The sequence below is a fragment of the Kribbella sancticallisti genome, assembly GCF_039530625.1.
In the GTDB taxonomy this organism is placed as follows: Bacteria; Actinomycetota; Actinomycetes; order Propionibacteriales; family Kribbellaceae; genus Kribbella; species Kribbella sancticallisti.
Map to the genome: position 1 here is coordinate 148,812 of NZ_BAAAOS010000020.1, position 11,383 is coordinate 160,194.

The 11,383-nt window shown below is 67.7% G+C and carries 10 protein-coding genes; 6 read left to right on the forward strand and 4 right to left on the reverse strand.

The features are described 5' to 3' along the window. Window positions 1-29 precede the first annotated feature (29 nt). The 3 genes from ABD255_RS17270 to ABD255_RS17280 all read right to left on the reverse strand — a co-directional run bounded on the left by ABD255_RS17270 (window position 30) and on the right by ABD255_RS17280 (window position 3,265). Window positions 30-1,220, reverse strand: a complete 1,191-nt coding sequence (locus ABD255_RS17270; protein WP_344215009.1) for an MFS transporter — start codon at window positions 1,218-1,220, stop codon at window positions 30-32. Between the two features lie 65 nt (window positions 1,221-1,285). Then, on the reverse strand, window positions 1,286-2,335 hold the full coding sequence (gene lplAB, locus ABD255_RS17275) for a lipoate-protein ligase LplAB (protein WP_486336046.1): 1,050 nt from the start codon (window positions 2,333-2,335) through the stop codon (window positions 1,286-1,288). A gap of 63 nt (window positions 2,336-2,398) precedes the next feature. After that, the gene (locus ABD255_RS17280) at window positions 2,399-3,265 is read right to left on the reverse strand and encodes an oxidoreductase (RefSeq protein ID WP_344215013.1); all 867 of its coding nucleotides are present in this window, start codon (window positions 3,263-3,265) and stop codon (window positions 2,399-2,401) included. Between the two features lie 103 nt (window positions 3,266-3,368). On the opposite strand from ABD255_RS17280, the gene ABD255_RS17285 reads away from it, so the two are divergent. Next, complete coding sequence (locus ABD255_RS17285) at window positions 3,369-3,935, forward strand: TetR family transcriptional regulator (RefSeq protein ID WP_344215015.1); 567 nt, start codon at window positions 3,369-3,371, stop codon at window positions 3,933-3,935. Here ABD255_RS17285 and ABD255_RS17290 read toward each other — a convergent pair. Beyond that, window positions 3,932-4,960 carry a LacI family DNA-binding transcriptional regulator gene (locus tag ABD255_RS17290; RefSeq protein ID WP_344215017.1) on the reverse strand — a complete coding sequence of 343 codons (1,029 nt, stop codon included), beginning with the start codon at window positions 4,958-4,960 and terminating at the stop codon, window positions 3,932-3,934. The genes ABD255_RS17285 and ABD255_RS17290 overlap by 4 nt on opposite strands. Before the next feature lie 100 nt (window positions 4,961-5,060). Between ABD255_RS17290 and ABD255_RS17295 the strand changes: the two genes are divergently transcribed. Genes ABD255_RS17295 through ABD255_RS17315 form a run of 5 tightly spaced genes read left to right on the forward strand, consistent with a single transcriptional unit; the run spans window position 5,061 to window position 11,370 of the window. Then, the gene (locus ABD255_RS17295) at window positions 5,061-5,966 is read left to right on the forward strand and encodes a carbohydrate ABC transporter permease (protein ID WP_344215019.1); all 906 of its coding nucleotides are present in this window, start codon (window positions 5,061-5,063) and stop codon (window positions 5,964-5,966) included. After that, window positions 5,963-6,829: a carbohydrate ABC transporter permease gene (locus ABD255_RS17300; RefSeq protein ID WP_344215020.1), complete on the forward strand. Its 867-nt coding sequence runs from the start codon at window positions 5,963-5,965 to the stop codon at window positions 6,827-6,829. The genes ABD255_RS17295 and ABD255_RS17300 overlap by 4 nt, the downstream gene beginning before the upstream one ends. Window positions 6,830-6,839: 10 nt before the next feature. Continuing rightward, the gene (locus ABD255_RS17305; RefSeq protein WP_344215022.1) at window positions 6,840-8,237 is read left to right on the forward strand and encodes a ricin-type beta-trefoil lectin domain protein; all 1,398 of its coding nucleotides are present in this window, start codon (window positions 6,840-6,842) and stop codon (window positions 8,235-8,237) included. 11 nt (window positions 8,238-8,248) lie between these two features. After that, window positions 8,249-9,601, forward strand: a complete 1,353-nt coding sequence (locus ABD255_RS17310) for an ABC transporter substrate-binding protein (RefSeq protein ID WP_344215024.1) — start codon at window positions 8,249-8,251, stop codon at window positions 9,599-9,601. 26 nt (window positions 9,602-9,627) lie between these two features. After that, window positions 9,628-11,370 carry a glycoside hydrolase family 35 protein gene (locus tag ABD255_RS17315; protein ID WP_344215026.1) on the forward strand — a complete coding sequence of 581 codons (1,743 nt, stop codon included), beginning with the start codon at window positions 9,628-9,630 and terminating at the stop codon, window positions 11,368-11,370. Window positions 11,371-11,383: the final 13 nt, after the last annotated feature.

Consider the following 11,383-nt stretch of genomic DNA (forward strand, 5'->3'; position numbering starts at 1 on the left):
TACATCGTCGACACCGGCATCTGCGCGGCTCACCTGACCACAGGCAGGCGGCGGCTCAGCGACAGGCAGATCCCGGCGGCGAAGCAGACGACCGCGACGGGAATCATCATCATGCGGTACCCGACCGCCACGGCGAGCAGCGCGCCACCCAACGGGGCGAAGGCACGGGCGATCATCGTCGGCGTCGAGAGAACTCCAGCAACGGTGGCATAGCGGTCAGCGCCGTAGCGGCTGATGAGGATGGCCGGCGTGGTGATGGCAGCCACGCCGAATCCCAGCCCGAAGATGTCGATGCAGACGGCAGCGCCGAGTGGATGATCACCGACGATCGGCAGGGCCGCGATCGCGATGCCCTGCAGCAAGAAGAGCCTGGCCGTGATCGACGATTCGTCCAGCCAGCGACCGAGAGCCGAGATGACGAGTCGCCCGCTGATCGAACAGATCCCGAGCAGCCCGGTGAGCCCTGCCGCGACCGTCGGCCGGTAGCCCAGATCCATCAGGAACAGAACGAGATGCACGGCCACCACCGTCACGGCCGCGCCATGGAAGACGAACGCGGCCGTGATCATCCAGAAGCCGGGATCCCGGAGCGCGCGGCGGACGGACTCGTCCCGAGCCCGATCCCGCCGCCCCGCAGGCATCTTCGGTACTTCGGTCCGCCAGAGCACGATCCCGTGCAGCGGCACGGTGATCAGGTTGTGCCCGAGCCCGAGAATCACCAGCGCGTCCCGCCAGCCGACCCCCTCGATCAACCAGGCCGACAACGGGATGAAGATCGTGCTCGCCAACCCCGCCGCCAGCGTCACCGCCAGCAGCCCCTTCGCCCGCCGTCTCGGCTCGAGAACAGCCACCAGGACAGCGAAAGCGGGCCCGTAGAGCACCATCGCCGACGCGGCCCCGATCAGTACGAACACCGCATAGAGCTGAGGAACGGTCTGCACCTGGGACCAGACGACCACCCCGACACTCGCGAGCAACGACCCGGCCGTCATCAACAGATGAGCGCCATGCGCGTCGACCCACCGACCGACCGGGATCGACAGCACCCCACTGACCAGTACTGCGACCGAGAACGCCCCCGCCGACGTTGCCGTCGAGATCCCCAACTCCACACTCATCGGCTCGAGGAACACGCCGAACACGTAGTACAGAACGCCCCAGCCGACGGTCTGCGTGAGAGCCAGCGCTCCCACCAGTCCATGACTCCGTCGCCCAGACATCGTGGGCCCCACCATAAGCGTGAAAGGCCGGCCCTACCGAATGGACCGGCCCTCCGCTGAGTTGCTCAGGGCACCCGGGTCAGCCACTCCTCGGTACCGAACTTCGCCGCCACCCGATGGTTGGCCTCGGCAAGCGTCTCCTCGTCGATGGTCGCGTCGCCCAGGCCGTAGCGGCCGGCGAAGGAACCGACCAGCCGCTTGATCACCTCGGCGCGATCCAGGCCGGTCTGGCTGCGCAGCGGATCCACCCGCTTGTTGGCGCTCTTGGTGCCCTTGTCGGACAGCTTCTCGCGGCCGATCCGCAGTACTTCGAGCATCTTCGTGGCGTCCATGTCGTAGGCCATCGTCACGTGATGCAGGACCGCGCCGCCCGCGAACCGCTTCTGCGCGGCGCCGGCGATCTTGCCGGCGGGCGAGGTGATGTCGTTGATCGGCTGGTACGTCGCGGCGATGCCGAGGTCGTTCAGCGCGCCGACCACCCAGTCGTCGAGGAAGGCGTAGGAGTCGATGAAGGACAACCCGGACACCAGCGACTCGGGCACGTACAGGGAGTACGTGATGGTGTTGCCCGGCTCGACGAACATCGCGCCGCCACCGCTGATCCGGCGTACGACCGTGACGTCGTGCTTCTCCGCGCCGCTCAGGTCGACCTCGTTGGTCAATGACTGGAAGCTGCCGATGATGACCGCGTTCGAGGCCCACTCCCAGATCCGCAACGTCGGCGGCCGCTCCCCCGACCCGACCTGCTCGGCCAGTACTTCGTCGAGTGCCATCTGCAGCGCGGGCTCCCGCGGTACGTCGTGGACGAACTCCCACGCGTGATCCGTCCAGGCCGTCGCCCCGGTCAACGCCCGCCGTACTGCGACAGCCACGGCCTCGGGCGAGAACCCGAGCATCTCGACGCCATCACCCAGTACGCCTCGAACCCGGGCGGCGATCTGCGCCACCGGGCTGTCGACGGGCAGTCCGCTGAGGGCTCCGTTGATCCGCTCCAGCGCGTCATCCGGTTCGAGGAAGAAGTCGCCGCTGATCTGAGCCCGTCGCACCACCTCGTCCACGACGTCGAGATCGGCTACGACCAACTTGCCACCGGGCACCTTGTATTCACCATGCACATCAACCCACAACCTGCTGGCCCCGAGGGATGTTCCCCCCGGGGCCCTCAGGCTGCTGGACGCTCAGCTGCCGATCGTGTCGAGCTCGGCGACGGCGTCCTCGGGCAGGACCAGCTCGGCCGCGGCGAAGTTCTCGCGCAGGTGGGCGACCGACGACGTCCCGGGGATGAGGACGGTCGTGGCCGACCGCTGCAGCAGCCAGGCCAGCGCGACCTGTTGAGGAGAGGCGCCGACGCGAGCCGCGACCTTGGTGAGCGTCTCGGACTGCAGCGGATTGAATCCGCCCAGCGGGAAGAACGACGCGAACGCGATGTTCTCGGTCGCGCACCGGTCGACCAGCGCGTCGTCCGTCCGGTTGGCCAGGTTGTAGAGGTTCTGCACCGTCACGACCGGGGCGATCTGCTGAGCCTCGGTGAGCTGGGCGTCGGAAACACCGCTCAGCCCGAGATGCTTGATCAGCCCTTGCTGCTGCAGCTCGGCCAACGCGCCGAACTGGTCGGCGATGGAGACGTCCGTCGCCTGCTCGTGTCCCGGCGCGCGCAGGTTGACGACGTCGAGGGCCTCCAGCCCGAGGTGCTCGAGGTTCTCGCGCACCTGCGCCTTCAGGTCCTCGGGGTCCTGGGCGGGGATCCAGCCGGCGTCCGCCCCGCGGCGGGCTCCCACCTTGGTGACGAGGTGCAGGTCGGCGGGGTAGGGGTGCAGGGCTTCCTTGATCAGCTCGTTGGTGACCACCGGGCCGTAGAAGTCGCTGGTGTCGATGTGGGTGATGCCGAGGTCGACGGCGGTCCGCAGTACGGCGATGGCTTCAGCGTGGTTCTTCGGCGGTCCGAAGACGCCCGGCCCGGCCAGCTGCATCGCGCCGTAGCCCATCCGGCTGATCGTCAGGTCGTCCGCCAGGCGCAGCGCGCCACCGGGAAGGTTCGTGGTCATCGTCGACTCCAAAATTGACTAACTGGTTACCCAAAATCGAGGTTACGTCGGGTTAACCGGTTAGTCAATTGTTAGGCTGAGCGCGGAGAGAGAAGGTGAACCGATGGGCAAGGCCGACGTGACCAAGGAGCGGATTCTGGCGGCGGCGCTGGCGGAGTTCTCCGCGTACGGCGTGGCCGGCGCGCGGGTGGACCGCATCGCCAGAACGGCCGGGTGCAACAAGAACCTGATCTACGTCTACTTCGAGAGCAAGGAAACGCTCTTCACCACCGTGCTCGACAAGCACCTCTCCAGGGTGTACTCCGACCTCACCCTGACGCCGGACGATCTCCCCGCCTACGCGGCCCGCGTGTTCGACTTCGCCCTGGAGCACCGCGACCTGCTGCGCCTGATCGCCTGGTCCAACCTGGAAGAACAGGCCGCCGAGCCCGCCGAGCGAGCCAGAGTCCACGGCTCCAAAGTCACCGAACTCGCAGAAGCCCAGGCGGCCGGCGAACTGAATCCGGTCTTGCCCCCCGACTTCCTCCTGACAGCCGTCATGACGCTGGCCACCGCCTGGTCCGCAGCCAACCCCTTCGGCCCCTCACTCGACCCCGAAGCAACCAAGAACTCCACCGAACTCCGCCACCACCTCACCGAAGCCGTTCGCCTCCTCACCAAGCCCGCCTAGCGCGGTGGGGCCGTGCTGCCTCGGCTTACCAGTTCGGTGGGGACGCTGACTGGTTGATGGTGGTGTTCGCCGGCCTGGATTTCGCTGATCAGGGCGTCGACGCTGAGGCGGCCGACCTCGGCGAACTTCTGGCGGACGGTGGTCAGTGGCGGCCAGTAGTGGGCGGCCTCCTCCACGTCGTCGAAGCCGACGACGCTGATGTCGGCCGGGACGGCGCGGCCCGCCTCGTGCAGGGCGCGCAGCAGGCCGAGGGCCATCTGGTCGTTGGCGGCGAACACCGCGGTCACGTCGGGATCGGCGGCCAACTGCTTGCCGGCTTCATACCCGGAGCCTGCCGACCAGTCGCCGACGAGTACCGGAGGCACTGGGCAGCCGCGATCCGTGAGCGTCTTCTCCCAGGAGCGCCGGCGTCTGGAGGCGGCGAAGGACGACGGCGGTCCGCCGAGGTGCCACACCGTGCGGTGCCCGAGGTCGAGCAGATGCTCGGTGGCGAGACGCGCACCCTGCGCCTGGTCGTTGTCGACGATCGGGTAGTCGTAGCGCGCACTGGAATCGACGACGACGACCGGCAGCCCCTCGGGCAGCAGAACCTCCGCTTCGTCGAGCATGTGGGCCTCGATGAGGATGATGACGCCGTCCACCGCCTGCTCCCCCAGCCGGGTGAAGGCGTTCGACACGGCGCCTTGGGTCGCGTCCAGCACGGGCAGCAGGTTGACGGCGTACCCGGTCATCGTCGCGGCCGCGGCGATCGCGTCGAGGGTCCGGGTGTTGCCGACACTGGAGAGTTCGAAGACGATCACGCCGATGCTGCGGAACTGCCCGTTGCGCAGCGCCCGGGCCGCGTTGTTCGGCCGGTAGCCGACCTCGCGCATCGCCGCGAGCACCCTGTCCCGGGTGGCGGCGTCGACGTTGTGCCGGTCGTTCGCGACCCGCGAGACCGTCTGCCCGGACACGCCGGCCAGCCGGGCGACGTCCGCCATGGACGGCCCGCGCCGCGGGCGTACCGGTGTTTCGTCCGCTGCCATCCTTTTCTCCCCTCGGTCCACCGAACTATAGACATGTTGACGTAAACACGTTAGTTTCGCCGCGGCAATGTTGACGTAAACATGAGGAGGCGGCGGACCGATGGCCGAGTCCGTAGTACTGCGCCGGCAGCGCGCGTGGTTCCACCGCGACACCAAGGGCTGGATCTTCGTCGGCCCGTTCCTGGCGGTGTTCGCACTCACCTTCCTGGCGCCGATCGGGTACGCGATCTACCTCAGCCTCTTCCGGGACCAGGCCTTCTTCGGCGGCACGGTGTTCGTCGGGCTGGACAACTACGCCGCGGTGATCCAGGACGCGAAGTTCTGGGAGTCGTTCCTGCGGGTGCTCGCGTTCCTGGCCGTCCAGGTGCCGGTGATGCTCGTCCTGGCGCTGCTCGCCGCGCTCGCGATCGACAGCGCCCGGCTGCACGGCGCGAGCTTCTTCCGGATCGTGATCTTCCTCCCGTACGCCGTACCGGGGGTGGTCGCGGTGCTGATGTGGGGCTTCATCTACGGCAACAACTTCGGCCTGGCGGCAGACCTCAACGAGTTGCTCGGCAGTACCTCGATCCAGCCGCTGAGTCAGCGCTGGATGCTCCCCTCGATCGCGAACATCGTCACCTGGGAGTTCGTCGGCTACAACATGCTGATCTTCTACTCGGCGCTGCGGACCGTGCCCGAGGAGTTGTACGAGGCGGCCGCGATCGACGGCGCCTCCACCGTCCGCACCATCCTCGCGGTCAAGCTCCCGGCCCTGCGCGGCGCCATCGTGATCGCGACCATCTTCTCGATCATCGGCAGCTTCCAGCTCTTCAACGAGCCCAACATCCTGCGCACCCTGGCACCGAACGTGATCACGACGTACTACACGCCGAACATGTACGCCTACAACCTCTCCTTCGCCGGCCAGCAGTTCAACTACTCCGCCACGGTCACGATCGTGATGGGTGTCATCACCGCCGTGATCGCCTACGTCGTCCAGCTGCGCGGATCCCGGGAGGCGATGTGAGCGCCACCGTGTCACCCCTTCGGCCCCGGCGTTCGCCGCTGCTGACCGGGATGATGGTCCTCTACCTGATCTACACCCTGGTGCCGTTGCTCTGGTTGTTGCTCAGCGCAACGAAGACGCAGGCGGACCTGGTCTCCAGCCCCGGCCTGTGGTTCGGCGAGACCTTCGCCCTGTTCAGCAACATCCGGGACACGCTGACCTACGACGGCGGCATCTTCCTGCGCTGGCTCGGCAACACCCTGCTGTACGTGGTGGTCGGTGCCGGTGGCGCGACCCTGCTCGCGACCGCCGCGGGGTACGGGCTGTCGAAGTACAAGTTCGCCGGGCGGCGGGCGGTGTTCGCCATCCTGCTCGGTGCCGTCGCGGTACCGGGGACGGCGCTGGCCGTGCCGACGTTCCTGATGTTCTCCAACCTGGGGCTCACGAACACGGTCTGGGCCATCATCATCCCGTCCCTGGTCAGCCCGTTCGGCCTCTACCTGATGTGGGTCTACGCCACCGACGCGGTGCCGCCGGACCTGCTGGAAGCGGCCCGGATCGACGGCGCCGGGGAGGTCAGGATCTTCTTCACCGTCGCTCTGCGACTGCTTGCCCCAGGCATCGTCACGGTGCTGCTGTTCGCGGTGGTGTCGACCTGGAACAACTACTTTCTGCCGCTCATCATGCTCAGCAAGCCGAACCTCTACCCGCTCACGGTGGGCCTGACCCAGTGGAGCAACCAGGCCACCGGCGTGGGCGCCCGCCCCATCTACAACCTGGTGATCACGGGGTCGCTGCTGACCATCGTGCCCCTCGTCATCGCCTTCCTCCTGCTCCAGCGGTTCTGGCAGTCGGGCCTGAGCGCAGGCAGCGTCAAACAGTGAAAGGAATCCGATGAAACCTGCAGTCTGGCGGAACGCCGCGGTCGCACTGGTCCTGGTGGCCGGCGCGCTGGCGGCCCTTCCCGCCGCCGCCGCACCGGCGAACACGAGCGAGTTCCGGGGGGTGAACTGGGCGGACCCGCGCGACAACTACGCCTCGGACGAGGTCGTCCCGTCCGGTCTCAGTACCGCGGACGACTACGCGACGACGTACCGCAAGGCCACGGGCACCGTGCTGGAGTTCCGCAAGGAACTGCGGGCCAACACGATCCGGCTGCCGATCAACCCGTCCAGCGTCGGGACGGACTGGTGGAAGTCCTACCAGGCCGCGATCGACGCCTCCGTCGGCAACGGCTTCAAGGTGATCCTGAGCTACTGGGAGGCGAACGACGCCAAGGACGGCCGGGTCGACGACCCCGCGGCGTACGCCGCGATGTGGGACACCGTGGTCGCGAAGTACGGCAAGAACCCCCGGGTGTACTTCGAACCGATGAACGAGCCGTTCGGCTACTCCCTCGACGAGTGGGTGTCGCTGACGTCGTCGTGGCTGGCCCGGCACCAGGACGTCCCGCGCAAGCAGGTGGTCATCTCCGGCACGGGCTACAACGACAACGTGACCGGCGTCGGCGCGGCCCCCGAACTGAAGGGCACCCTGCTCTCGCTGCACTTCTACGGGTTCTGGGACGACGCCACCACCGAGGCGGAGTGGCTGGCGAACCTGCGGCCGCGGATCGGCTCGTACGGCTGGCGGACGATCATCGACGAGGCCGGTTCGCCGATGACCACCGGCCTGAACTACGGCAACCACGAGGGCAACGTCTACACCTCGTACTTCGGCGCCCTCACCCAGGTCGCCCGCGAGCAGAGCATGGGCGTCGTCTACTGGCCCGGTCTGCGCGACGGCGACGCGTACTCCATGACGACCCAGGTCGGCGAAGGAGACCTGGCGGTCAACAGCGAATCCGGCCTCGCCCAACTGCAGTGGGGCTGGGGACTGCTGAAGAAGGAGCCGGTCAACGACCTGCCGCCGGCGCCACCCGGTGACGTACTGCGCGGAGTCGAGAGCGGCCGCTGCGTCGACGTACCGGGCTTCTCCACCACCAACGGCACCGCGCTCGACCTGTGGGACTGCAACGGCGGCGGCAACCAGTCGTGGAACTGGACCGCCGAGAAGCAACTGACGGTGTACGGCGAGAAGTGCCTGACCATCGACGGATCCAGCGCCGGCAGCCCGGTGATCATCACCGACTGCACCGGCGCGCAAAACCAGGCGTGGGAACTCCACGCCGACTTGTCCATCAGCAGCATCGGCCACCCAGGCCTCTGCCTCAACGCCGCCGGCACCGGCAACGGAAGTCCGGTCACCGTCGCGGCCTGCAACGGCCAAGCAAACCAGCAGTGGGAACAGTGAAGGGAACCACCATGAAGACCACTCATCGAGGCGGCATCCGGCGGCTCGTCCTCGCCGCAGCCGCCGTCACCGCCTCGTCGGTCCTGCTGGCCGCGTGCGGCGGGTCGGACACCACCGGCAGCGGCAGCCAGCCGCAGGGCTCACCGGACGAGGTGAACGCGGCGCTCGAGAAGGGCGGCACGATCACCTACTGGAGTTGGACTCCGTCGTCCGAGGCGCAGGTGAAGGCGTTCGAGAAGGAGTTCCCGAACGTCAAGGTGAACTACGTCAACGCCGGCACCGGCAACGACCACTACACGAAGCTGCAGAACGTCATCAAGGCGGGCTCGGGGGCGCCGGACGTCGCGCAGATCGAGTACCAGGCACTCCCCCAGTTCGCCCTGCCCGGCTCGCTGGTCGATCTTCGTCAGTACGGCTTCGACTCGCTCGAGTCCGCCTACACGCCGTCGACCTGGACCGCCGTGCACGCAGGCGAGGGGCTCTACGGCCTGCCGCAGGACTCCGGCCCGATGGCGATGTTCTACAACAAGGAGGTCTTCGACAAGTACGGCATCGCCGTACCGAAGACCTGGGACGAGTACGTTGCCGCGGGCAAGAAGCTGCACCAGGCGGACCCGAAGAAGTTCATCACCAACGACACCGGTGACGCCGGCTTCGCGACCAGCATGATCTGGCAGGCCGGCGGCAAGCCGTTCGCCACCGACGGCAAGAACGTCACCATCAACCTGGCCGACGACGGCACGAAGAAGTGGACCGGCGTCTGGAACCAGTTGGTCGAGGGCGGCCTGGTGGCGAGCATCCCGGGCTGGTCGGACGAGTGGTTCAAGGCGATCGGTGACGGCACCATCGCCACCCTCAACATCGGTGCGTGGATGCCCGGCGTACTGGAGTCGTCGGTCAAGGCCGGCGCCGGCAAGTGGCGGGTCGCCCCGCTGCCGACGTACGACGGACAGCCCGCGACGGCGGAGAACGGCGGCAGCACCCAGTCCGTCCTCAAGCAGAGCGCGAACCCCGCGCTGGCGGCCGGATTCGTCCGCTGGCTGAACCACGACGGCGGCGTCAAGCCCTTCCTCGCGAGCGGCGGATTCCCGTCGACCGCGGCCGATCTCAAGGACCCCGCCTTCGTCGACAAGAAGAGCGCGTACTTCGGCGGCCAGCAGATCAACCAGGTCCTCACCGGCGCGGCCGGCTCCGTGGTCCCCGGCTGGCAGTACCTGCCGTTCCAGCTCTACGCCAACAGCATCTTCGGCGACACCGTCGGCAAGTCCTACCAGGCCAAGACGGACCTGAACGCCGGGCTCAAGTCCTGGCAGGACGCGCTGGTGGGCTACGGGAACCAGCAGGGCTTCCAGACCAACGGATAACGCCGTACTCCGGCAGAAAGAGACACATGCCCGACTTCGAGATCGGTGAGTCCGAGTTCCTGCTCGACGGCCGCCCGTTCCGGATCCTGTCCGGGGCCCTGCACTACTTCCGGGTGCATCCAGGGTCCTGGGCGGACCGGATCGAGAAGGCCCGCCTGATGGGGCTCAACACCATCGAGACCTACGTGCCCTGGAACGCCCACAGCCCTCGACGGGGTGTGTTCGGCACCGACGGGATGCTTGATCTCGAGAGGTTCCTGCGCCTGGTCGCCGAGGCCGGCATGTACGCGATCGTCCGGCCCGGCCCGTACATCTGTGCCGAGTGGGACAACGGAGGCCTGCCCGCCTGGCTGTTCCAGCAGCCGGGGGTGGGCGTCCGCCGCAACGAACCGCGGTTCATGGCCGCGATCGAGGAGTACCTCCAGCAGGTACTTCGCATCGTGCGTCCGCTGCAGATCGACCAGGGTGGGCCGGTCCTCCTCGTCCAGGTCGAGAACGAGTACGGCGCCTTCGGGGACGACCAGGCCTACCTGAAGTCGCTGGTGGAGATCATCCGGCAGGCTGGTATCGCCGTCCCCCTGGTGACGGTGGACCAGCCGACCGCCGAGATGCTCGAGGCAGGCGGGCTTGACGGCGTACTGCGGACGGCGTCGTTCGGGTCACGCAGTACGGAACGGCTTCGCACTCTACGGGAGCACCAGCCGTCCGGGCCGCTGATGTGCATGGAGTTCTGGGACGGCTGGTTCGATCACTGGGGCGGGCCGCACCACACGACGAGTGTGGAGGAGACCGCCGCGGAGCTGGACACCCTGCTCGCGTCGGGCGCTTCGGTCAACGTGTACATGTTCCACGGCGGCACGAACTTCGGACTGACGAGCGGCGCCAACGACAAGGGGAGCTACCGGCCCACGATCACCTCCTACGACTACGACGCTCCGTTGGACGAGGCGGGCAATCCGACGCCGAAGTACGAGGCGTTCCGGGAGGTGATCTCCCGGTACGCCCCGGTCCCGCCCGCGGTGGCGAGCTCGGCCGCGCCGGCACCGGAGTACAGCGTGCCGCTGGGCGAGCCGGTGCGACTCCTCGCGAACCCGGGGAGTTGGGGCGTCTGGAGCGACCACGAGGCGATGCCGACGCTCGACGTACTGGGAGCCAGGTTGGCTCTCTTCCGTACCGACCTCGATGCCGAGGGGCCGGCTCTGCTTACCGTCGGGGAGGTGAGGGATCGCGCAACGGTGTTCCTCGACGGCGATCCCGTCGGCGTACTGGATCGGGAGCGGCAGGATCGGGCCATCATGTTGCCCCGCGGAAGTGGCCGGCTCGAGATCGTGGTGGAGGACCAGGGGCGGGTCAACTACGGATCCCGGATCGGTGAGCCGAAGGGCTTGATCGGGCCGGTTCAGCTGGGGTCGGCGGTGCTGTCGAACTGGTCGGCGTGCGTGATCGACCTGGATGAGGTGCCGCGGCTGTGGGGTTCCACGACGGCGACTGGGCCGGGTGTCGGACCGATCGCCTGGCGGGGCTCCTTCGACGTGGATGAGCCCACGGACCACTTCCTGCAGACGAGTGGCTGGGGCAAAGGCGTTGCCTGGGTCAACGGTTTCTGTCTAGGCCGGTACTGGCGTCGCGGACCGCAGCAGACGCTCTTCGTCCCCGGTCCGGTGGTGCGTGCCGGTGCCAACGAACTGGTCGTGCTGGAGCTCGACGTACTGGCTGATCCGATGGCGCGCTTCGTGGCCGGCCCGTCGCTCGGGCCTGTCGAGCTGTAGACGGTCGAGCTGT

What these genes read in the sequence shown, in the direction of transcription:
- ABD255_RS17270 (WP_344215009.1), bottom strand. Translation starts at nt 1,220, where the DNA reads ATGTCTGGGCGACGGAGTCATGGACTGGTGGGAGCGCTGGCTCTCACG.
- ABD255_RS17280 (WP_344215013.1), bottom strand. Translation starts at nt 3,265, where the DNA reads ATGACCACGAACCTTCCCGGTGGCGCGCTGCGCCTGGCGGACGACCTG.
- ABD255_RS17310 (WP_344215024.1), top strand. Translation starts at nt 8,249, where the DNA reads ATGAAGACCACTCATCGAGGCGGCATCCGGCGGCTCGTCCTCGCCGCA.
- ABD255_RS17305 (WP_344215022.1), top strand. Translation starts at nt 6,840, where the DNA reads ATGAAACCTGCAGTCTGGCGGAACGCCGCGGTCGCACTGGTCCTGGTG.
- ABD255_RS17290 (WP_344215017.1), bottom strand. Translation starts at nt 4,960, where the DNA reads ATGGCAGCGGACGAAACACCGGTACGCCCGCGGCGCGGGCCGTCCATG.
- ABD255_RS17315 (WP_344215026.1), top strand. Translation starts at nt 9,628, where the DNA reads ATGCCCGACTTCGAGATCGGTGAGTCCGAGTTCCTGCTCGACGGCCGC.
- ABD255_RS17285 (WP_344215015.1), top strand. Translation starts at nt 3,369, where the DNA reads ATGGGCAAGGCCGACGTGACCAAGGAGCGGATTCTGGCGGCGGCGCTG.
- ABD255_RS17295 (WP_344215019.1), top strand. Translation starts at nt 5,061, where the DNA reads ATGGCCGAGTCCGTAGTACTGCGCCGGCAGCGCGCGTGGTTCCACCGC.